This is a genomic window from Acidovorax sp. 69, assembly GCF_002797445.1.
Classification (GTDB): Bacteria; Pseudomonadota; Gammaproteobacteria; order Burkholderiales; family Burkholderiaceae_C; genus Acidovorax.
Genome location: NZ_PGEP01000001.1, coordinates 663377 through 683965 on the forward strand (window position 1 = coordinate 663377; position 20589 = coordinate 683965).

Here is a 20589-nt window from a genome sequence, read left to right on the forward strand (position 1 = left end):
GATACGGAGGGTGTTGGGCACGCATTGTGATGGCGGGTCGCAGGGAGCGGTGTCGCGCATGTGCATCTGGAGTGGCAGAGGCATGGCTCAAAGTACCGCAATTCGATACCGAAAAGCCTTTTTGACAGGTCTCTTGGGTTTTGCCGTGGTGCATGGGGCTCCGCGCGTGATCATTTACGTGCATCCCTCCTGCCCAAGCGAGGCAAACTACCATCAACAACGCGAGCAGTGCCCTGCAACTCTGGCGCCCCTTGTGCTGCAGTAAATTGAATAGACTGGCTCACCTTGATAGGTCGCTTAATGAGAAAGCTTTGCATGATCCTGCATCCGAAACGTATGCTCACCAGCGCCTTGCTGGTGATTGCGGCCAGCAGCTTGCTGCAACCGGTGGCCGCGCAGACCGTGTCGCCTGTGACGCCGTTGATGTTGCAGCAATGGCGTTTGGGGCAGGAGTTGGGCAGCTATGGCCTTGCGCAGAATGATCCCCAGGCCTTGCTTGCAGCTGTGAAACTGCAGCGTGCCTCTGGCTTGCAGCCATCGCAAGCGCGCGTGGACGGAGACCGCAAGGGGGTGGTAGACCAGATGGATGTCGCCAGTCTTTTGGCCGCGGCAAGGTCGTTGGCGAAGAGCCAACCGTCGCTCCTGGCCTTGATCGACGAGGCCTCTGCGGTGCTGCGTCGCCGTGGGACGCTGATCGGGCCGCAAGTGCAACCCATTTTGATGGGTGCACGCGATATCAAGCCCATCCTGCTGTCGTACAAACCCGGACAGAAGGCTTTTTTCGGCATTGCCAGCGATCGGATGCAGGACATCGCTTTCTCAGTCAAGGGTCCCAGGAACGAACCGCTGTGTGAGCCCGCTCAAGCAGGAGGCGAGCTGCTGTGCGAATGGATATCCGGCGAAGCTCCTGATGTGCGCGTGGTGGTGACCAACCTCAGTACCAATGCGGTGATGCTGACGTTCTTCCATGATTGAGCGCGCGGAGACTCAGGGACGTCTCGCTGTCTGGTGCGTCTTGCTTGCCGTCGCGTGCCTTGCTGGTTGTACGGTGGTGGGAAGTCGTCCTGGACTGAGCTATCGCAATGAGCCGGACCTGGGACGCTCGTTTGTGCGTCCCCAGGTACCCGTCCCGCGCGCGGCGACGGAATGGGTTGCCGACCGATCGCAGTTCGTTGGGCTGGCCTTGAGTGGCGGCGGCAGTCGATCTGCCAACTTTGGCATGGCAGCTCTGGAGGAATTGGACAAGCTAGGCATCCTGGAGCAGGTGGATGCGATTTCTGCTGTCAGTGGTGGGTCGATTCCCGCCGCGTACTTTTCTATCCATGGCGAGCGTCGGCAGTGGGCTGAGCAAGGTCGACAGATGGCGGCCACCGATTTTGCGATGCCTCTCATCGGCAAGTTGCTCAACCCCCTGAATCTATTGGCCACCACTTTTTCCGACCTGGATCGCAGCGACCATCTGGCCGAGTTGTTCGAGGAAAAACTCTTCGATGGCAAGCGCGTGACCTTTGCTGATCTGGGCCTGCGGGGAGCGCGCCGGCCAGCGGTCTATTTTAATGCCACAGACACCACCAATGGAGGCGTGCGCTTTGTCTTCAGTGATCGGCAGTTTCTCCGCTCCACAGGGTCCGATCTCAGCAAGTTTCCCATCGCCTGGGCCATGGCGTCCTCGGGCGCATTTCCTGGTGTGTTCAATTCGGTAACCCTGCGCCGCTACAGCCTGGATCCGACAAAACGCCGCGAGGACATAGACAGTCCCGATGACATTCGCTATTTGCACCTGATCGATGGTGGACCGAGCGATAACCTCGGCGTTGAAACCCTGATCCGTTTGGCCCGAGAGCATCACGTCAATCGATTGAATGCGGGGCAACCGTCACAGGGCTGCATGATCATGGTGGTGGATTCGCATGTTCCCAATGCGGGTGTGACCGAGATGCGGCAGTCAGACAGACGGAATTTCGGCTCGGTGTTGATTGATCTGAATTTCCTGGACGCCATCGACGCGATGTTGTCCAACCGTCGGGATCAAACCCTGTCGCAGATGGGCATTCGGCGGGATGCGCCGCAAGGGCAGTTCAACGTTGAACTGGCACCTGGACTGTGGGAGTACAAGATTCGGCCTTATCGCCGGATCAGCCAGTTTTCCATCGAGTACTACTACCTTGAAGGCCAGGCGTTCACTGAGTCGCGGTATTTCACGCTAGCCAACTCCCTTGATCCGTCCTCCGAGAAGGTGCCCGAGCGGCGCCAGTTCGAGTGTCAGGCTTGGCACATCGCACTCGATGATGTCCAGGCCATCGTGCCTTGGCGAGTCTTGGCAGGCCAGGAAAAGCCACTCGATCTGACTGTGGAGTCGGATAAAGCGGTGTTCGCCTACCGCGCTCGCTTGGGGCGTTTGATCAGCCAGGTTGCCACCAGCTATCGTTTGAGCGGTGTGCCAAATTGCAGTCAGGCCCAACTGCAGGATTTTCTTTATGACGCAGCGCACATCGCAGTGCGCCAAGACAAGATGTCGCTTACCGAGGTGTGCCGATGGTTCGGGCAGCGGAGCTTGGTCAGCGCAGACCAGTGCCGGTTGGAATCTGAGCCTCTGTTCCGTCCCGAATTGGCAGTCAGTCCCATACGTCAGCCTTTGAATTTGACCGAGTCCGAACAGAATACGGACCGCTTTGTGAAGTGCGCGTCTGGTGGAGGAAGCGGGCGTTTGCCGGTCGTGCTGCCAGAACCCTTGTTGCTGCGTTGACCGCCGAACCTGCACCGGACATCGGTCGATGAATTTTTGCGGGCAGTGACCCCTGTGAAGTATCTTTATTTGATACTTCACAGGAGAAAATTGAGTACTTGGACGGTATTTTGGAGCTTTGGGCGCGTCAGCCTGCATCATCAGCGCCATGTTTAACAACGCCTTCGGGTGTGACCACCATGCAAGCTTCTCCTTTCACCGTTCAACGCGACACCAAGGCCTGGCAACTGCAGGTGTGGGTCTCGTTTGGTATCGCGGTTTTTCTGTGTGCCGTCGGCCTGGCATGGCTGCCTGGTGAGCAACTGGAGCAGGCCTTCATGGTGATGGGCTATGTGTTCTGCCTCTCGGCCGCCTTCGTGCTGGCCAAGTTTGTGCGGGACAACGAAAGCGCTGCGCGCCGGGGCGGTGGTGACACCCCCATGTGGAAGCTGGTGGTGTGGGGTGGTTTTGCCGTGGCGATGGGCCTGACAGGCTGGGGCCTGATGAGCATGGGCATCAATGTGACTTACAAGGCTTTCCTGGGCGTGAGCTGGCTGTACCTGATCACCACCGCCTTCACGCTGGCCAAGATGCTGCGCGACCGCCATGAGGCCGATCTGATGGACGCCCGTCTGCAAGGCCGCCGCGAAGCCGCCCAGGCGGCCGCCAACGGCAACAGCGCGAACTAACTGATCGTCTCTGTTGTGCGCAGGCGGCAACCCGCCGCTCGTGTCAGCGATTTTTCTTTCTGGTCTTTCGACCCGGCCTGTCCCGGCGCCCTGGTGCACGGTGGGGTTGCACCTTGAGGAGTGAATGATGATGAATGCTGCGTTTTCTTCGTGGGGCCGTGCCCGCCTGTCTCGCGCTTTGCTGGCGGCTGGTGTGGTGTGTGCCGCTCTGGTGGCAGCGCCCGCCCGCGCCCAGAGCGAGGCTTCCGCCGCGCTGTCGCTGTTGCCGGTGGCCTCGGTGGTGGGCACGGCGTCTGTGGCATCGGCCGCTGCGGGCGCGGTGGTGGCGGTGCCGGCCGCGTTGTCGGTGGGTGGCGCGGTGCTGTCCGTGAAGGCGGTGGAGGCCTCGGCCGTGGGTACGGTGTACCTGCTGGAGCGCGCCTCTGACGGCGCGCAGGTCAGCGTAGAGGTGGTGGGGCGCGGTGTGGCGGGCTCTGTCTACGCCGTGGGTACGTTGGTGACTTGCAGCGTGATCAGCACGGGCGTGGTCTTGTCGGCTGCGGGTGAGGCCATCGCCTTTGTGCCCAATGCCATCGGCCGTGCCTTGCTGCACAACGAGCGCCTGTGAATATGCAGTACGCCCCTCTGAGCCGCTATATCGCGCGGTGCTTGCCGCTGCAGGCGGCAGCTCTTCAGGCCGTCCAAGCCTGCGCAGTCAGGCTTGGAGTCGCGGCCCTCAGCCCCTTCTCTCTGCGCGCTGCGCGCTGCGGGAAGGGGGGCGATGCCCTCACTGCGGGGCGGAACGTGGCTTGCATCCTTCGCCGTGGTCACGCGAGTTTCATGTGCCATGGGCTCGCGGTACTGGCAGCTGTTGTAGCGATGGCGGGAACGGTTCCTGCCCATGCTGGCCGCTCCTGCGAGTCGCGCAAACCCGTGCCCCCGCAGGTGATCGAACGCGGCATGAAGCTGGCCGAGCAGACCTCGGCCGCGCTGGATGCCGAACACGCACGATCAGGTGCGCAGGTGGTGGCTCTGGCCCGCGCGGGGCAAGACCTGAGCAAATACAGCCTGCGCTACTCGCACTTCGGCTGGGCCTACAAGACCTCCGAGGGGCCGTGGCGCGTGGCGCACAAGCTCAACGAATGTGGGACGGCCGTGGGGTACCTATACCGGCAGGGGCTGGGCGAGTTTTTTCTGGACGACCTGTGGCGCTACGAAGCCGTCTATGCTGTGCCCACGCCCGAGGTGCAACAGCGCCTGATCGCCGTGCTGCAGGACAAGGGCCGTATCAAAGCGCTGCAGCACCCGCCCTACAGCATGGTCAGCTACGTGTGGGGCCGCAAGTACCAGCAGTCCAACCAGTGGGCGCTGGAGACGCTGGCACTGTCGATGGAGCCCACCACCGTGCGCACGCGTGAACAGGCCCATGCCTGGTTGCAGTTCAAGGGCTACGAGCCCACCACGCTCAAGATCGGCCCACTGACCCGCATGGGCGGGCGTGTGGGTTCGGCCAACATTGCGTTTGACGACCATCCGGGCGACAAGCGGTTTTCAGACCGTATCGAGACCGTCACCGTCGATTCTGTTTTGGCCTGGATGCAGAGGGCGCAACTGGCGGGTGCACCGGCGGTGTTGACGCTAAAAAATTGAGTAAAAATGCCAGCCAGCGCACTATTGATATGCGCTGAGTGCTATAAAAAACAGAGTGTGCAAACAGGGCATGCCAACTGCGGTGCGGTGTGCCCTCGAGGAGAAGACCATGAGTAAATCGTTGCGACTGTCCGAAAAGTGGTTCCGCCGTGGCCTGTGGCTGGTGGCGCTGGTGTTTGCCGGATTCCTGATTGGGCTGGGTGGCACCATCGTGGGCGATCTGCCCAAGGTCGAGACTCCGTTGCGTGTGGATGACTTTCTGGACAAGCCGATGGCCCAGGCGCTGCGTGGTCAGGTGCGCGATGCCCGCCAGGCCGAGCAGGACGCGCAGACGGCCCTGGAGCAGGCCCAGCTGCAGCGCAGCAAGGCCCGCAGCGAGAGCCAGGCGGAGCGCGAGACCTTCAACAATTGGCTGGCTACGCGCAGTGTGACGCAACGCGCCGACCAGGACCCGGAGGTCATTGCCCGTACCCAGGCGTTGGATGCCCTCAAGCTGGTGGAGCGCAAGACACAGCAGGCCGTGGAGCAGCAACAACAGGCCGCGCTGGACGCGCGCCAGGGTGCAGCGGCAGCGCAGGAGCGCCTGAGCAAATTGGAGGCCGACGGCTATGAAAGGCTGGCCGCCGAGCGCCGCAAGGTTGAGCTGCGCGTGTTCCTTTACCGCCTGGCCCTCACGCTGCCATTGCTCGCTATCGCCGGCTGGCTGTTCGTCAAGAAGCGCAAGGGGACTTACTGGCCCTTCGTGTGGGGCTTCATCTTCTTCGCACTGTTTGCCTTCTTCGTCGAGCTGGTGCCTTACCTGCCCAGCTATGGCGGTTATGTGCGTTACGTGGTGGGCATTGGCGTTACGGCCGTGGTGGGACGCTATGCCATCCAGGCGCTCAACCGCTATCTGGAGCGCCAGAAGCAGGCCGAGTCATTGCCCGACCAGGAGCGGCGCAATGAGTTGAGCTATGACGTGGCGTTGGCCAGGCTCGCCAAAAGTGTGTGCCCTGGCTGCGAGCGCCCAGTAGATTTGAAGAACGAGAAGATCGATTTCTGTCCGCATTGCGGCATCGGCTTGTTTGACCACTGCGGTGCCTGCACGACGCGCAAGAGTGCGTTTGCCAAGTTCTGTCATTCCTGCGGCACGGGGGCCCATGCCAAGCCTGCGTCCACCCCAGCTGCCACATCGGCGTGATACAACGTCAGGCGGCGTTCGGGCTTTTCCCGGGTGCTGCTGTTCCAGCTGTGTTCAACGTCATTTCCGGGAGTGTTTATGGGCTTTTTTTCTAAGATTTTTTCGAAAATTTTCCCGTCTGCCAATGCAGCTGAAGTGGTGCCGGTGCCATCTGCAGAGGCGTCTGCGAGTGCTCCGGCGGCGCCTGCGGCTCCACCCTCCATCCCTCTGGGTGATGTGGCACCCATCCTGGATGCCATGCCGGGTGCCAGCGCGCTGAACTGGCGAACCTCTATCGTCGATTTGCTCAAGCTGCTGGGTCTGGACAGCAGCTTGGCCGCGCGCAAGGAGCTGGCGGGTGAGCTTTTCTACAGTGGCAGCGACGAACCAGGATCGGCCGCCTGGAACATCTGGTTGCACAAGCAGGTCATGCGAAGCATCGCAGCCAACGGGGGCTCATTGCCTCCCGAGTTGCGCGACTGACCGGCGCCGCGGGGCGCTCGTCCACGCAAAACCTGCCGTACCGTGTGCGGCAGGTTTTTTTGTTTCACCGGCGCCAGCATGTTTCGTTTTTAGGCGGCGGCGTGCGTTGTGCACCAGAAGCGGTCTGCGTCTCCACCCGGCCACAGGCAAACGCAAGGCGTCGATCTGATCGGGGCTCTGGAAGGCAGGGGAAGAGCCCCCGGCGCGCCCTCCAAGGGGTCACCTGCATCGGGTGGGCATTGTCTTGGCGTCGCCAGTGGCTTTGTGGCTGTAGCTTTGTGGCTTTATCCGCTATGCCGCAGCGACACGGCTGCGCCCCTCGGCCTTTGCCCGGTACAGCGCCGCGTTGGCGGTCAGCAGCATCAGGTCCATGTCCGCCTGGCCGCTCATGGTGGCGCTGTGCGCCACGCCAATGCTGAGAGTGGCGTGCAGTGGCGTGCCTTCGGCAGGCGTTGCAAACGCCTGCTGCTCAACCGTTTCGCACAGGCGCTTTGCCATGGCCAAGGCTTGTGCACGCGACACCGCTGGCAAAACGGCCGCAAACTCCTCGCCACCCAAGCGGCCCAGCAGGTCTTGCGGGCGCAGCGTGGCGCCCAGGGCCTGGGCAATACCTACCAGCAACCGATCCCCGAAGGCATGGCCATGCTGGTCATTGACCTGCTTGAAATGGTCTACGTCCAGCACAAGCACGGCCACGCCCAGGGTCTCGCGCTGGTATTGGTCGAGCAGTTTTTCACCGCGCTGCAGAAACACACGGCGCGCAAACACGCCGGTCAGCTCATCGTGGCGCATGGCTTGGTCCAGGCGGCGCAAAGCTTCTACACGCGCCGCGCTGGCACAAGCCACGGCCAGCGGCCCCAATGCCAGCAGCGTGACGCCTACGCGCAGCGACAGCACGTCGCTGGCATGGGCCGGTGTGAAGTTGAGCACTCCGGTCGCCACACCGGCCATGGTCCACAGGCACACCACCAGCGACAGTAGGCTGGTCGTAAACAGGCTGTAGCTCAGCGCGCACCACAGCAGGCCCGGCACCACAAATGCCAGCACACCCGGCCCGCCCACCACGGTGCGGATGCCCTCGGCCAGCAGCAGCGAACTGACCGGCGCAGCCCGCCAGAACAGCGACACGTTGGGCGTGGCCGATGGCGGGTCATTGGCATGGGGCGCCGCCAGTACCACGGGCACGATCAGCAGGTAGTTCATCAGCTCGGTGCTGAACCACAGGGACAGGAGGTCGGTCCATGGGGTGTCAAAGTACATCGGCCCAGCACCGCAACCCGCCAGGGCCCCCACCGTGCTGGCGACCAGGGCGGCCAGCAGCAGGAACAGCGCAGACGCGGTGCGCTGCAGGCGCAGGGTGCGTTCATCCAGCCGCCGCAGCACCAGCCACCCGGCGGTGGCGCCGAGCAGGTTGGCTGCGTTGAGCCACAGGGCCAGGCTCCATGAGCTGCCCGTGACCATGTCGGCTGCCACATAGCCGATGGCCGCCGCCGCCCAGGCGGGCGGGCGCGCCAGGTGGGGGTAGCGCACCAGCAGCCCCAGCAGCAGGGCATTGGCTGGCCAGAACGCCGATAAAAATCCGATGGGCCGCGCGAAGATGCCCACCAGGCACGCGGCGAAGATCAGCAGCGTCAGCCCCAGCCAGGCTCCTGGGGGAGAAAATGGTCGCACAAGCGCGAAAGGGCGGTACATGGGCTGCTGGGATGGCGTTGCCCCGATTGTCTCCGGGCCAAGCCTGCCGCGCCGCTTTGGCGGGCTTCGGGCTTGGGGGGCGTGTGGAAAAGGCCCACGCAGGGGCGTTGGTGTGGGGCGGGCCTGGTGAAACGCCAGCGTCAGTGGGTACCGCCCAGCAGCAGTGCCACCAATTCGCCCGTGCTGGTGGCGCCCAGCTTGCGCATGAGCCGCCCCCGGTGCGCTTCCACGGTGCGGTGGCTGATGTCGAGGTGCCGTGCGATCTGCTTGCTGGTGGCGCCGGTCACGATGTGCTGCGCTATTTCGCGCTCGCGCACCGTGAGGGGCGTGCTGACCACCCGGCGGTGCGAAATGTCTTCAAACATCCAGACGGCCCGTGCAAACGGGTCGGCACGGTCGAGTGCACGGCCCACCACATGGCACCAGAACAGTGAGCCGTCCCGGCGCCGCATGATGCGCTCGTCGCTGTAGCTGCCCGATTCCATCATCGCGGGCAGCCCCAGGTTGCCGGTGTGTGTGAACTCATCCAGCGAGGGATACAGGGGCGCCAGGGGTTGGCCGATGAGTTCTGCCTGTTCGTAGCCGAACATGCGGGCGAAGGCGTCATTGCAGATTTCGATGCAGCGCTCGCGCGTGACACACATGCCCACGGGGGCAAGGTTGAAGGCCAGTTCCAGCGCTTCATGAAGAGGGGTGGACGGGGCTGCAGGCATGGGGCTGATTTTGCAGCAGTCTCTGTAGGCAACCGGTGCCTGACGACGCGCCGGGACAGGCGCGTGAACGCTGGGGGGTGAACGGCCTTATCGCCTGCGCCAGCGCTGCTTCCATTGGCGCTTTATCACGCGCGCCACGCGCCAGGCCCATGAGGCGCGGGCGCGCTCCAGCACGGCATGTTTGATGCGGATCCAGTGCGCATGGGTCCAGGCAAACCAGCGCAGCTGCATGAGCGCGGGCTGCGTGAGCGTGAACAGCCGCGCCACCACGGCCGTGCCCACCACCTTGGCCAGCACGATCACCAGCATGCCCAGCACCACATGCCCGCGCCCCATGGTCCACAGTGCCAGCAGCTTGATGGGCAAGAGCAGGGCTGTGGGCAGTGCAAACACGGCCACGGCGGCCCAGGGCGGCAAGGAGTGCACCCAGCCTTCGATCCAGCGCAGACCAGGCCAGCGGCCGATGCGTGCCAGCAAGCGCTGCAACGGCTCCCACCCCCATTCCTCGAACAGGATGAGCAGCGCCAGCAAGCCGCTGCCCAGGCCGGTCAGCACCCGGACGGGCCAGCGCAGCAGTTGTTGCAGCATTTTTTGGGTGATATTGGCCTCTTCTGCTTGTGGATTAAGCGCTGACAGCTATCTATTTAATAGTGAGGCGTTGCCCGGGCAAGCTCACACGCCTCGCGCCCGCTCGGCCTTGAAGCGTGCGCGGAACTGGGCAAACTGCCCGGCGTCCAGTGATTCGCGCACCTCGCGCATCAGGTTCAGGTAGTAGTGCAGGTTGTGCACGGTGGTGAGCATGGGGCCCAGCATTTCACCGCAGCGGTCGAGGTGGTGCAGGTAGGCGCGGCTGAAACCCTCGCGCCCGCCGGCGTCCCACGACACGCCCGAGTTCCCCGCGCACGCGTAGCAGGTGCAACTGGTATCGAGCGGCTGGTGGTCGGCCTTGTGGCGGGCATTGCGGATCTTCAGGTCGCCAAAGCGTGTGAACAAGGTGCCGTTGCGCGCGTTGCGCGTGGGCATCACGCAGTCAAACATGTCCACGCCGTCGGCCACGCCCTGCACCAGGTCTTCGGGCGTGCCCACGCCCATCAGGTAGCGCGGCTTGTGCGCAGGTAGGCGGTGGGGCGTGTGGGCCATGATGTCCAGCATCTCGTCCTTGGGTTCGCCCACGCTGACACCACCCACGGCGTAGCCAGGGAAGTCCATCTCCACCAGGGCTTCGAGGGATTCCTGGCGCAGGTTCTTGAACATGCCGCCCTGCACGATGCCGAACAGCGCGTTGGGGTTCTCCAGGCGCGCAAACTCGTCCTTGCTGCGCTGGGCCCAGCGGCGGCTCATCTCCATGGACTTGCGTGCCTCGGCCTCGGTGGTCAGGTGGCCCTTGGTTTCATACGGCGTGCACTCGTCGAGTTGCATCACGATGTCGGAGTTGAGCGTGGTCTGGATCTGCATGCTCACCTCGGGCGACATGAAGAGCTTGTCGCCGTTGACGGGGCTGGCAAAGGTCACGCCCTCTTCGGTGATCTTGCGCATGGCGCCCAGGCTCCAGACCTGAAAACCACCGGAGTCGGTCAGGATGGGCTTGTCCCACTTTTCAAAGCCGTGCAGTCCGCCAAAGCTCTGCATCACGTCGAGGCCCGGGCGCATCCACAGGTGGAAGGTGTTGCCCAGGATGATCTGCGCGCCCATGTCGTGCAGGCTGCGCGGCATCACACCTTTGACGGTGCCATAGGTGCCCACGGGCATGAAGATGGGGGTTTGCACCACGCCATGGTTGAGCGTGAGCGTGCCACGGCGTGCGTGGCTGGTGGGGTCGGTTTTGAGAAGGTCAAACTGCAGCATGATGGGGCGCATTGTCCCAGACGGGCTGCCCTGACCTGGCTCAAGGGAATGTGCTGGCGCTGGCACATGCCGTCGCTACACTGGACTCACCGTATCGCAAGGAGAACAACATGCTCAAGATCCTCATCGCCGTGGATGGCTCCGAACTCTCTCTGGATGGCGTTCACCACGCGTTGGCGCTGGTGCGCCAGGGGCTCAAGGCGTCGATCGTTCTGGCCAACGTGCAGGAGCCCGCCACACTCTATGAACTGGTAACGACACGCGACCCGGACCTCATCGCCGCCGCCAGTCTGGAGGCGGGCGATCACCTCATGGCATCTGCGCGTGCGCTGCTCGATGCAGCCGGTGTGGCTTACGAAACCGACGTGGGTGTGGGCGATGTGGCGCACACGCTGGTGGACATGATCGAACGCTCGGGCAGCGACATGATCGTCATTGGCGCCAAGGGCCAAGGGGCCATCAGCAGTGCGCTACTGGGGTCTGTGTCCCAGGAGGTAGCGCATGCCAGCCCGGTGCCTGTGACCATCGTCAAGCACGCCGATCCACGTGATGCCAGCGACGGCGATATGGCGGAGGATGTGCCGGACTGAATCCGGTACCCACAGACAAAAAAGCCACCCCGAATGGGGTGGCTGGGCAGGGTGGGGTGTGGTGGGTCAGTCCAGCGAGATTTTTTGCTCGCGGATCAGTTTGTGCCAGCGCTGCACCTCGGTACGGATCAGGTCGCTGTACTGCTGCGGGGTGCTGGCCACGGGCTCGATGCCAAAGTCCACCAGCTTTTGACGGATGGCGGGTTGGCTGATCGCCGCCGCCACCTGCTTTTGCAGCGCTGCTACCACCTCGGGGGGCGTACCTGCGGGGGCCACCACGCCCACTTGGGCGGAGGCTTCGACCCCCTTGAAACCCAGTTCTGCAAAAGTAGGCACGTCGGGCAGCTGGGGCAAGCGGGTGGGGTGGGCCACGGCCAGGGGGCGCACCTTGCCGCCCTTGATGAAGCCAGCGCCGGCCGCCAGGTCCACCATCATGGCGTTCACCTGGCCGCCAGCCAGATCGGTCAGCGCGGGCGCGGCACCGCGATAGGGAATGTGCACCAGGTGCACGCCGCTGTTGACCTTGAGCAGTTCCATCGCCAGGTGATGCGGGCTGCCCGCACCGGCTGACCCATAGCTGAGCTTGCCCGGTGATGCCTTGGCCTTGGCCACGAAGTCCTTGGCGTCGCGGATGTCCGAGTTGGGGCCCACCACCAGGATCATGGGGAAACGCCCCATGAGCGTGACGGGTACCAGGTCCTTGTCGGGGTTGTACGAGAGCTTGCTGTACAGCGCCGAGTTGAACACCATGGTGCCGTTGTCGGCCGAGAGAACGGTGTAGCCATCGGGTGCAGACCGAGCCACTTCAGACGCTGCAATCGCGGTGTTGGCGCCAGGCTTGTTGTCCACGGTCACCGGGTGGCCGATCTGGGTGGACAACTGCTGACCGATGGTGCGCGCCAGGAAATCCGAACCGCCCCCTGCGGGATAGGGGACGACCCACCGAATGGGCTTGGCGGGGTAACTTTGGGCGAACGCCACAGTGGGGGCAGCAAGCACAGCGAGCGCCGCAAGAAGTCCCGTGGCATAACGTCGATTCAGCATGGTGTCTCCTGAAATAGATCAAATAATTTATATTCCGCAATGATATTACGCAATGCGTAATCATTGCGTCGTGATTACCCTACACCGGCAGTCGTCTATCCTCGTCCATGCACACACCCTCCCTCGATACCAGCACCAAGCGGCGCCAGCGCGTGCAGTCTGCAGAAACCGGCATGACCATCCTCAAGGCCCTGGCACGCCTGGGCGGGGCTGCCAGCCTGACTGCCATCGCGGCTGAGTCCGCCGAGAGTGCCGCCAAGGTGCACCGCTATCTGTCCAGCCTCACCTCCGAGGGGCTGGTGGCGCAGCACCCCACGACCCAGCATTACCACCTGGGGCCAGAGGCGGTGCGTATTGGCCTGGCTGCGCTGCGCCAGTGTGACCCGGTCCGCATGGGCGAAGCGGCGCTGCTGCGCCTGCGCGAGTCGCTGCAAGTGACCTGCTTTATTGCGGTGATGGGCAACATGGGCCCGACCGTCATGCGCATGGAAGAGCCTTCCCTTCCCGTCACGGTCAACATTCGCCCAGGCTCGGTGCTGCCGATGATCTGGTCGGCCAGCGGGCAGGCCTTTCTGGCGTTTTCGGACGATGCCGAATTGCGGGCCAAAGCCCAGGCGGAATACGCGGGCGCCTCTGCCGAACAGCGCTCGGTCATCGGGGGGCCCGACCCTGTCGGCATGTTGTGCCAACAGGTGCGCACCCAGGGTTGCGCCATCGTGCGCGACACGCTGCTGGCAGGCATCAGCGCGATTGCCGCGCCGATCTACGATGCCCGGGGCCATGTCAGTGCGGTGCTCACATCCCTGGGGGCGAGCACCGGGTTTGACACAAGGCCCGGCGGCAAAGTCTGCCCCAGCGTCATGCAGGAGGCCAGCGCCATCAGCGCCGCCATGGGCTTTTCCACCCCTTCACCTGGCACCGCAAGCTAGGGGCCTTTGCGCCAAAGGGCGGGCGAGGGGTGGGGCTTGCAGGGTTGTGATTTTACGCATTGCGTAATAGCATTGCGCAAATTTCATTCCCTTCGCCATGAACCCCTCCATTGCTCCATCCTCTGGGCGCTGCCCCATCGATCATGCAGGCGCCACCATGGCTGCTGCGCCCACCGGCTGCCCTGTCAGTGCCCGAGCGGCTGCGTTCAATCCCTTCGACCCGGACTACATGCAGGCGCCGGGTGACTACCTGCGCTGGTCGCGGGAGGACGAGCCCGTGTTCTGGAGCCCGCAACTCGGTTATTGGGTGGTGACACGCTACGAGGATGTGAAAGCGGTCTTCCGTGACAACCTGCTTTTTTCGCCGTCGAACGCACTCGAAAAAATCACGCCCGCCTCGCCCGAGGTGATGCAGATCCTGCAGCGCTACGGTTTTGCGATGAACCGCACCATGGTCAATGAAGACGAGCCAGACCACATGGCACGCCGCCGTTTGCTGATGGACGCCTTTTTGCCCGAGCGCCTGGTGACGCTGGAACCCATGGTGCGCGCGCTCGCGCGCCAGACCATGGACCGCTTCGTCGATCAGGGCCGTGCGGATCTGGTTGCCGAAATGTTCTACGAGATCCCCTTGAGCATTGCGCTCAAGTTCCTGGGCGTGCCTGATGAGGGGGCTGAGCAATTGCGCCAGTTCGCGGTGGCGCACACCCTGAACACCTGGGGCCGGCCCACGCCGCAGGAGCAACTGGAAATTGCCGAAAACGTGGGCCGGTTCTGGCAGACCGCGCAAAATATTCTGGACACCATGCGAGCCAAGCCCGACGGGGAAGGCTGGATGTACGAAACCATCCGCCAGCACCTCGCGCACCCCGATGTGGTGCCCGAGTCCTACCTGCGCTCGATGATGATGGCCATCCTGGCTGCCGCGCATGAGACCACGTCCAACGCCACGGCCAATGCGTTTCTTACGCTGCTCACGCACCGCCAGGCATGGGAAGACATCTGCGCCAACCCGGCGCTCATTCCCAATGCGGTGGAGGAGTGCCTGCGCGTAGCGGGATCCATCATTGCCTGGCGCCGCGTGGCCACGGCCGATGCCGTTGTGGGCGGGGTCTCGATTCCCCAGGGGGGAAAGCTGCTCCTGGTGCAGGCCTCCGCAAATTTTGATCCCCGTCACTTCGAGAACCCCGACGAAGTGGATGTCTTTCGCGAAAGTGCCGTGGAGCACCTGACCTTTGGTTATGGCGCTCACCAGTGCATGGGCAAGAACATCGGGCGTCTGCAGATGCGGGTGTTTCTGGAAGAGTTTGTGCGCCGTCTGCCCCACATGCATCTGGTGCCGGGGCAGAAGGTGGAATACCTCTCCAACACATCGTTCCGGGGGCCGTCCGAACTGTGGGTGGAGTGGAACCCTGCGCTCAACCCAGAGCGCCTGGGGGCTGCACCCGTGGCGGCGGCCAATGCTTTCTATATCGGTCCTCCAGCCAAGGACTCCATCACGCGCACCGTGGTGCTTCAGGAGAAACAGTCTGAAGGCGAGGGCCAGTGGCGCCTGGTATTTGCCGATCCGCAGGGCCGCGCGCTCCCTGCCTGGTCGGCAGGGGCACATGTCGATCTGGTGGCCGGAGGTTTTCGGCGCAAGTATTCGCTGTGTGGCCACCCGGACAATTGCGGCACCCTGCAGGTGGTAGTGCAGCGCGAAGCGCAGGGGCGCGGTGGTTCGCGCCACTTTTGCGACATCTTGCAGCCCGGCGACACCCTGCAGTTGGCCGGGCCCAAGAACCTGTTCCGCCTCGACGAAACGGCCGAGCGTTACGTGCTGATTGCTGCAGGCATTGGCATCACCCCCATGCTGGCCATGGCTGATCGCCTGCAGCGCCTGGGCAAGCCCTACACGCTGCACTACGCTGGGCGCTCACGCGCACAGATGGCGCTGTTGCCACGGCTGGAGCGCGACCATGGCGCCCAGTTGCGGCTGTACGTCAAAGACCAGGGGCAGCGCATGGACCTGCCGGAGCTTCTGGCCTCCATCAGCAGCCGCGACCGCGTTTATGCCTGTGGTCCTGATCGCTTGATCGACCCGCTCGAAGCGCTGGGCGCGGGCTGGCCTGCCGGGGTGCTGCACTATGAGTATTTCAGCGGCGAAGGCTCGGGGCTGCAGCCCGAGAAAGAACATGCTTTTGTGGTCGAGTTGCAGGACTCCAAGGTCCAGCTCACCGTGCCTCGCGACCGCACTTTGCTGCAGGCACTGCAGGCGGCGGGTTTTGACGTGCCGTGCGATTGCGGTGAAGGCCTGTGTGGCACCTGCGAGGTGGCTGTGGTGGATGGAGAGATCGACCACCGCGACAAGGTGCTGACCAAAAGTGAGCGGGCAACCCATCGGCGGATGCTGGCCTGTTGTTCGCGCGCCGTGGGTGACAAGATCGTGCTCGCGCTTTGACGCCACAGGCCCTGGAGGGAAAGGGCTGAGGACCCCTTACAAAAGAAAAATCCCCCGTGACGGCGGCCGCAACGGGGGAGGCAGGGGCGTGAGCGTCAGGCGGCCTTGCGAAACGGCTGTGCCGCAGGCCGCTGGAGCTTGCCGTGCGGCAAGGTGGCCAGGCGCGAGAACATGCGACGCACATAGCCACTGACCCACAGGCACTTGTTGAGTTCGTCCACAGGCAATGGGCCCGACACCACCACAATGTCATTGGCCACATCCTGCGCCCCGGCAGCGCGCAAGCGCCTGCGTGTGTTGTTCGCCCAGGACTGGATGCGCGTGGGGCTGCCATGTTGGTGCACCTGGCCCGTGTGCACGTCAAACGCAATGGCCACCGTGTCCGTCTTGAGCTTGAAGCGGCGTTCACCCGTGACGGCGCTGGGCGCATCGCGCATGTCATACAGGTAGTAGCTGCCTGCCTTGAGCTGGTATTGCATGTCCATGGGTGTGTTCCTCCTCTTTGTCGGCATTGTCGAGGGCGCACGGTGCGGGCAATGGCAAGTAAAACGGTGGGAAAGGGGCTCTTATTGAGCGCGGTTCACAGAGCCTTTGTCGAATTCTGTGCGCGTGCCATTGTGGCGGCGCTTCGGCGCCACACGGAGAAACTTGAGGGCGATGTCGTAACGAGTTGTGAGTGGGCGCGGCGCGGCGCTGACCTGGGCATTTCATGGCGCGAACTGTGCGCGCCCCGCAGGTGCTGGCGCGGCCCACGCCAGGGTGGGCCGTCGCGCCGCGCCTCAGAGGGCGTCTTTGCTAGAAATCCACCAAGCTCAGGCCCACGCTGAACACGGTGCGTTTGCGGTTGTAGTCGATCATGCTGTCGCCATAGCCGCTGAACAGCGCAGTGTGCAGGCGCAGATTGCTCTTGCTGCCGAACAGGCCCGTGCCCAGGGCCTGCAGCCACTCAAGACGCACCGAGCCCCGATCGCTGCTGGCCAGCGAGTGGCGCACCGTGGCGCCGAGGGTGTTGTCCTTGTTGATGTTCCAGAACAGCGACAACTCGCCCCGGCCGATGTAGTCGCTGATACCGGGGTTGTCGTCGCTGCCCGCGCTTTCAGGGATGCGTTTCCAGATGCGGGCGTTCACACTGAAACGGTTGTCCAGCTCCATGCCGGTCATCAGGTAGGCACGGTTCCAGCTGCGCGACAGGGGTTTGCTCTGGCCGTTGGACTGGTGTACCAGTCCAATGCCGCTGTAGCGCCACTTCCAGCCCAGCGGCAGTTGCGCCGTGGTGGGGTAGACGTACATGAGTTCGGGTTCGTGGTCGGTGGCGCGGAAGGGGCGCGAAATTTCGGGCGTGAACAGTTGCCAGTACGACTGCTGCGTGTAGCCAAACCACAGTGAATCCTTGAGCGTGGGGTGGCCCTGCGTGAGCAGGCCCTGGGCCACCTTGGTGCGGACCGACAACTGGATACGGTTTTCGGTGCGGCGGTAGGGGGTGGATTCAGCGGCTGAGTTGCCATCGGTATCGGACGTAGGCTGGCGGTTGACGTTGCTGCCAGCCACGACCGACACCGTGATGGGCCGGTAGCCTCGGAAGCTGAAGGTGCCGCAGTCGCTGCCCGACTCCAACTCCCAGAAGCGGGAGAGATCACTGTACTGGGGATCGCGGCAGCCCTCCGTGCGCGCCACGTCGATGACGCGGGTGGCGGGCAGCGTGGTGTCCACGGGCACAGGCATGGCAGAGGACGAAGTGCTGGCTGCACTGCCGGCGCTGGCCGACGCGCCGGGTGCTTGCCAGCCCTTGGCGGACTGCTGTGCCGCCCACTCATCAAAACAGGCCAGGCGCGCCTGGTTGTCGCTGGACAGGGCGGTGCATCGGCGCAGGGCGCTGTCGGCGCCGCCGGTGGGCGTTGCTGGCGCGGACTGGGCCAAAGCCGCACCTGCGGGTGCCAGTGCCGCGAGCACCAGGGCCGCTGCGCGTGGCAGGCGGGGAGATGTCGTCCGTGCCAGGGGCCTCATTGCCATGCCGCCTGTTTGCGCAGCACAAAGGGTGCTGACGGGGTGGTGGGGGTGGGGTTGGCGTTGTTCCATGTGCCTCGTATTTCCTTGCCGCAACTGCCATCCACCACCCGGCCTGTCCAGGTGGCGCTGATGTTTGTTCCGTTGATTGATTCTTCCAGAGTCAGATCGCCCTCGTCGATATCGCCACTGACCTGCGCCGTGACGCCCTGGTGCTGGGCCGTGCCCCGCACGCTTTGTGCCAGTTCTGGGTGGGGCCCCAGCCGCAAGGTGGCTGCAATGGGTTTGGCATCCGGCGCTGCACCTTGCAGCTCTGCGTGCCACAGCCCCTGCAGGTGCTGGTGGTTCATATCGGCGGGCGCGGGGCACACCGTGCCAGATTTTGAGGGGTTTTGACTGCTTGCGCTTGTAGGATAAGCGCTGATAGCTATCAAAAACACAGCGTTTACCAGCGGCGAAGCCAGGGGGTGTATAGCGCGGTCCATGGATCTGGGGGCATCAGGCCGTGGGGGAGGGATTGCCGCTGGCAGCCCCATTGGCAGCCCCATTTGCGGCCGTCGTGGCCAGGGCCTTGGCGGCAAACTCTGCGCGCAAGGCCTTGAGCTTTTCGCGCGGGTCTTCGCGGGCCGTGGTTTTGTCCAGCCCCATCTCGGCGATGAAACGGCTCGGCTGTGCCGCCACCATCTCGCGGCCTTTCTTGCGCCGCTTGGTCCAGCTCACGGCCAAGGTGCGCTGGGCACGCGTGATGCCCACGTACATCAGGCGGCGCTCTTCCTGCAGGCGCTGCAGGGTGTCGTCGCTCACCTTGTGCTGGCGGCCTTCGTCGTCGTCGAGCTTGAAAGGCAGCATGCCTTCGGTCACACCCACCAGAATCACGTGCGGCCACTCCAGCCCCTTGCTCGCGTGCAAGGTCGACAGTGTCACCATGTCCTGGTCTTTCTCGCGCTCGCTGATGGTGGACAGCAGCGCGATCGTCTGTGACACCTCCAGCAGGCTCTTGGTCTCCTTGGCCACCACCGCGCCCGAGGTGTCGTCGATCTGCCCGCCCGCGCGCTGGGCCATCCAGTCGCAGAACTCCATCACGTTGCTCCAGCGGGCGGCGGCCACTTTCTCGCTGTCTTCGTTGTCGTACAGGTGCTGCTCGTAGCCAATCTCTTTGAGCCAGTCGTTCAAGAAGGTGCGCGCATCTTCTGCACCGTGGGTGCGGCGCGCGCTGTATTCCAGGTAGTTGATGTAGCGGCCAAATTCATGCAGCCCGTCCATGGCGCGCTTGGGTACCGCAGCGGGCAGCATGCCGTTGAACAGCGCGCCAAACATGCTTTGCTTGTGCTGCGTGGCAAACGCGCCCAGCGATGCCAGCGTGGTGTGGCCGATGCCGCGCTTGGGCGTGGTGATGGCGCGCAAAAATGCCGGGTCGTCATCGTTGTTGATCCACAGGCGAAACCAGGCGCACAGGTCCTTGATTTCGGCGCGGTCAAAAAAGCTGGTGCCGCCCGACACCTTGTAGGGGATGTTGACTTTGCGCAGCGCCTTCTCGAACGGCTTGGCCTGGTGGTTGGCGCGGTACAGGATGGCAAAGCTCTTCCAGTCCGGCGGTGGGTTGCTGGCCGCGCGCAGGCTCTGGATGCGGGCCACTGCACGCTCGGCCTCGTGCTCTTCGCTGTCGGCATCGACCACGCGCACGGGCTCGCCTTCGCCCAGTTCGCTGAACAGCGTTTTGGGAAACAGCTTTGGGTTGGGCCCGATCACGTTGTTGGCTGCACGCAGGATTGCGCTGGTAGAGCGGTAGTTTTGCTCCAGCTTGATGACCTTGAGCGCCGGAAAGTCGATGGGCAGTTTCTTGAGGTTGTCCAGCGTCGCGCCGCGCCAGCCGTAAATCGACTGGTCGTCGTCGCCCACTGCGGTGAAGTGCCCCCGTTCGCCCACCAGCAGCTTGAGCAGTTCGTACTGCGTGGCGTTGGTGTCCTGGTACTCGTCCACCAGCACATGGCTGAGCAGTGCCTGCCACTTTGCGCGCACTTCCGGAAAGTCGCGCAGCAGGCGCAGCGGCATGCCGATCAGGTCGTCAAAGTCCACGCTCTGGTAGGCCGCCAGGCGCTCTTCGTAGCGCGCCATCAGCGTGGCAATGATGCGTTCGTTATCGTCGGCCGCCTGGGCCAGCGCCTGCTCTGAGGTCAGGCCCATGTTCTTCCATTTGCTGATGACCCACTGCCACTGGCGGGCCGTGGCCATGTCGGTGGTGCCGCCCGAGGCTTCTTTCAGGATGCCCGTTACGTCGTCGGCATCGAGGATGCTGAACTGCGGTTTGAGGCCCAGCACCGAACCGTCTTCGCGCACCATGCGCACGCCCAGGGCGTGGAAGGTGCACACCAGCACTTCTTTGGCACGGCGGCCAATGAGGTGCTGCGCACGCTCGCGCATTTCGGAAGCGGCCTTGTTCGTGAAGGTGATGGCCGCAATGCGCTTGGGCTCCATCCCTTTTTCGATCATGTGGGCGATCTTTTGTGTGATCACCCGCGTCTTGCCCGAGCCCGCGCCGGCCAGCACCAGGCAGGCCCCGTCGGTGTAGTGAACAGCCTGGAGCTGGGCGAGATTGAGACCGGCAGACATGGGGGGAGGGAAAAAGCGGAGAAGTCAGGGGAGGGGC

19 protein-coding genes are annotated in these 20589 nt (G+C 63.7%); 10 read left to right on the top strand and 9 right to left on the bottom strand.

Annotated elements, in window-relative coordinates:
- Window positions 1–387 precede the first annotated feature (387 nt).
- The 7 genes from CLU85_RS03105 (at window position 388) to CLU85_RS03135 (ending at window position 6685) form a co-directional block, all read left to right on the top strand.
- Complete coding sequence (locus CLU85_RS03105) at window positions 388–975, top strand: hypothetical protein (RefSeq protein ID WP_198509129.1); 588 nt, start codon at window positions 388–390, stop codon at window positions 973–975.
- 40 nt (window positions 976–1015) lie between these two features.
- On the top strand, window positions 1016–2746 hold the full coding sequence (locus CLU85_RS03110; protein WP_157803911.1) for a patatin-like phospholipase family protein: 1731 nt from the start codon (window positions 1016–1018) through the stop codon (window positions 2744–2746).
- A gap of 179 nt (window positions 2747–2925) precedes the next feature.
- The gene (locus CLU85_RS03115; RefSeq protein WP_100412345.1) at window positions 2926–3414 is read left to right on the top strand and encodes a YiaA/YiaB family inner membrane protein; all 489 of its coding nucleotides are present in this window, start codon (window positions 2926–2928) and stop codon (window positions 3412–3414) included.
- Between the two features lie 127 nt (window positions 3415–3541).
- Window positions 3542–4021, top strand: a complete 480-nt coding sequence (locus CLU85_RS03120; RefSeq protein ID WP_369858145.1) for a hypothetical protein — start codon at window positions 3542–3544, stop codon at window positions 4019–4021.
- Between the two features lie 251 nt (window positions 4022–4272).
- Window positions 4273–5043 (top strand): DUF2145 domain-containing protein, encoded by a 771-nt coding sequence (locus CLU85_RS03125; RefSeq protein WP_369858146.1) that lies wholly within the window; start codon window positions 4273–4275, stop codon window positions 5041–5043.
- Window positions 5044–5152: 109 nt separating this feature from the next.
- Window positions 5153–6223 carry a zinc ribbon domain-containing protein gene (locus CLU85_RS03130; protein WP_100409005.1) on the top strand — a complete coding sequence of 357 codons (1071 nt, stop codon included), beginning with the start codon at window positions 5153–5155 and terminating at the stop codon, window positions 6221–6223.
- Window positions 6224–6301: 78 nt separating this feature from the next.
- Window positions 6302–6685, top strand: coding sequence for a DUF3597 domain-containing protein (locus CLU85_RS03135; protein WP_100409006.1), 384 nt, complete (start codon window positions 6302–6304; stop codon window positions 6683–6685).
- Between the two features lie 291 nt (window positions 6686–6976).
- Here the strand turns inward: CLU85_RS03135 and CLU85_RS03140 are convergent, their stop codons facing one another.
- The 4 genes from CLU85_RS03140 to tgt all read right to left on the bottom strand — a co-directional run bounded on the left by CLU85_RS03140 (window position 6977) and on the right by tgt (window position 10935).
- Window positions 6977–8377, bottom strand: a complete 1401-nt coding sequence (locus CLU85_RS03140) for a diguanylate cyclase (RefSeq protein ID WP_100409007.1) — start codon at window positions 8375–8377, stop codon at window positions 6977–6979.
- A gap of 140 nt (window positions 8378–8517) precedes the next feature.
- A complete protein-coding gene (locus tag CLU85_RS03145; protein ID WP_100409008.1) occupies window positions 8518–9090 on the bottom strand; it encodes a PAS and helix-turn-helix domain-containing protein in 573 nt (190 codons plus the stop codon).
- Window positions 9091–9177: 87 nt separating this feature from the next.
- Window positions 9178–9678 carry a hypothetical protein gene (locus CLU85_RS03150; protein ID WP_232727712.1) on the bottom strand — a complete coding sequence of 167 codons (501 nt, stop codon included), beginning with the start codon at window positions 9676–9678 and terminating at the stop codon, window positions 9178–9180.
- An 84-nt stretch (window positions 9679–9762) separates the two neighbouring features.
- Window positions 9763–10935: a tRNA guanosine(34) transglycosylase Tgt gene (gene tgt, locus CLU85_RS03155; RefSeq protein WP_100412346.1), complete on the bottom strand. Its 1173-nt coding sequence runs from the start codon at window positions 10933–10935 to the stop codon at window positions 9763–9765.
- A gap of 110 nt (window positions 10936–11045) precedes the next feature.
- Here tgt and CLU85_RS03160 point away from each other — a divergent pair, with 110 nt between their 5' ends.
- Window positions 11046–11525: a universal stress protein gene (locus CLU85_RS03160; protein ID WP_100412348.1), complete on the top strand. Its 480-nt coding sequence runs from the start codon at window positions 11046–11048 to the stop codon at window positions 11523–11525.
- A 66-nt stretch (window positions 11526–11591) separates the two neighbouring features.
- Here the strand turns inward: CLU85_RS03160 and CLU85_RS03165 are convergent, their stop codons facing one another.
- Window positions 11592–12569, bottom strand: coding sequence for a tripartite tricarboxylate transporter substrate binding protein (locus tag CLU85_RS03165; RefSeq protein ID WP_100409009.1), 978 nt, complete (start codon window positions 12567–12569; stop codon window positions 11592–11594).
- Between the two features lie 107 nt (window positions 12570–12676).
- On the opposite strand from CLU85_RS03165, the gene CLU85_RS03170 reads away from it, so the two are divergent.
- Window positions 12677–13498: an IclR family transcriptional regulator gene (locus CLU85_RS03170; protein ID WP_100409010.1), complete on the top strand. Its 822-nt coding sequence runs from the start codon at window positions 12677–12679 to the stop codon at window positions 13496–13498.
- Between the two features lie 97 nt (window positions 13499–13595).
- Window positions 13596–15938 (top strand): cytochrome P450/oxidoreductase, encoded by a 2343-nt coding sequence (locus CLU85_RS03175; RefSeq protein WP_100409011.1) that lies wholly within the window; start codon window positions 13596–13598, stop codon window positions 15936–15938.
- A gap of 95 nt (window positions 15939–16033) precedes the next feature.
- Here the strand turns inward: CLU85_RS03175 and CLU85_RS03180 are convergent, their stop codons facing one another.
- The 4 genes from CLU85_RS03180 to CLU85_RS03195 all read right to left on the bottom strand — a co-directional run bounded on the left by CLU85_RS03180 (window position 16034) and on the right by CLU85_RS03195 (window position 20552).
- Entirely contained in the window at window positions 16034–16423 is a 390-nt protein-coding gene (locus CLU85_RS03180) for a hypothetical protein (protein WP_100409012.1), read from the bottom strand.
- A gap of 310 nt (window positions 16424–16733) precedes the next feature.
- Entirely contained in the window at window positions 16734–17948 is a 1215-nt protein-coding gene (locus CLU85_RS03185) for a phospholipase A (protein ID WP_100409013.1), read from the bottom strand.
- Window positions 17939–18292 carry a hypothetical protein gene (locus CLU85_RS03190; protein ID WP_232727713.1) on the bottom strand — a complete coding sequence of 118 codons (354 nt, stop codon included), beginning with the start codon at window positions 18290–18292 and terminating at the stop codon, window positions 17939–17941. The genes CLU85_RS03185 and CLU85_RS03190 overlap by 10 nt, the downstream gene beginning before the upstream one ends.
- 148 nt (window positions 18293–18440) lie before the next feature.
- Window positions 18441–20552 carry an ATP-dependent helicase gene (locus tag CLU85_RS03195; RefSeq protein WP_100409015.1) on the bottom strand — a complete coding sequence of 704 codons (2112 nt, stop codon included), beginning with the start codon at window positions 20550–20552 and terminating at the stop codon, window positions 18441–18443.
- Window positions 20553–20589: the final 37 nt, after the last annotated feature.

Coding starts and splice junctions, on each gene's coding strand:
- CLU85_RS03140 (WP_100409007.1), bottom strand. CDS start 8,377: ATGTACCGCCCTTTCGCGCTTGTGCGACCATTTTCTCCCCCAGGAGCC.
- CLU85_RS03170 (WP_100409010.1), top strand. CDS start 12,677: ATGCACACACCCTCCCTCGATACCAGCACCAAGCGGCGCCAGCGCGTG.
- CLU85_RS03115 (WP_100412345.1), top strand. CDS start 2,926: ATGCAAGCTTCTCCTTTCACCGTTCAACGCGACACCAAGGCCTGGCAA.
- CLU85_RS03175 (WP_100409011.1), top strand. CDS start 13,596: ATGAACCCCTCCATTGCTCCATCCTCTGGGCGCTGCCCCATCGATCAT.
- CLU85_RS03150 (WP_232727712.1), bottom strand. CDS start 9,678: ATGCTGCAACAACTGCTGCGCTGGCCCGTCCGGGTGCTGACCGGCCTG.
- CLU85_RS03160 (WP_100412348.1), top strand. CDS start 11,046: ATGCTCAAGATCCTCATCGCCGTGGATGGCTCCGAACTCTCTCTGGAT.
- CLU85_RS03195 (WP_100409015.1), bottom strand. CDS start 20,552: ATGTCTGCCGGTCTCAATCTCGCCCAGCTCCAGGCTGTTCACTACACC.
- CLU85_RS03130 (WP_100409005.1), top strand. CDS start 5,153: ATGAGTAAATCGTTGCGACTGTCCGAAAAGTGGTTCCGCCGTGGCCTG.
- CLU85_RS03190 (WP_232727713.1), bottom strand. CDS start 18,292: ATGAACCACCAGCACCTGCAGGGGCTGTGGCACGCAGAGCTGCAAGGT.
- CLU85_RS03125 (WP_369858146.1), top strand. CDS start 4,273: ATGGCGGGAACGGTTCCTGCCCATGCTGGCCGCTCCTGCGAGTCGCGC.
- CLU85_RS03180 (WP_100409012.1), bottom strand. CDS start 16,423: ATGGACATGCAATACCAGCTCAAGGCAGGCAGCTACTACCTGTATGAC.
- tgt (WP_100412346.1), bottom strand. CDS start 10,935: ATGCTGCAGTTTGACCTTCTCAAAACCGACCCCACCAGCCACGCACGC.
- CLU85_RS03135 (WP_100409006.1), top strand. CDS start 6,302: ATGGGCTTTTTTTCTAAGATTTTTTCGAAAATTTTCCCGTCTGCCAAT.
- CLU85_RS03165 (WP_100409009.1), bottom strand. CDS start 12,569: ATGCTGAATCGACGTTATGCCACGGGACTTCTTGCGGCGCTCGCTGTG.
- CLU85_RS03145 (WP_100409008.1), bottom strand. CDS start 9,090: ATGCCTGCAGCCCCGTCCACCCCTCTTCATGAAGCGCTGGAACTGGCC.
- CLU85_RS03185 (WP_100409013.1), bottom strand. CDS start 17,948: ATGGCAATGAGGCCCCTGGCACGGACGACATCTCCCCGCCTGCCACGC.
- CLU85_RS03120 (WP_369858145.1), top strand. CDS start 3,542: ATGATGAATGCTGCGTTTTCTTCGTGGGGCCGTGCCCGCCTGTCTCGC.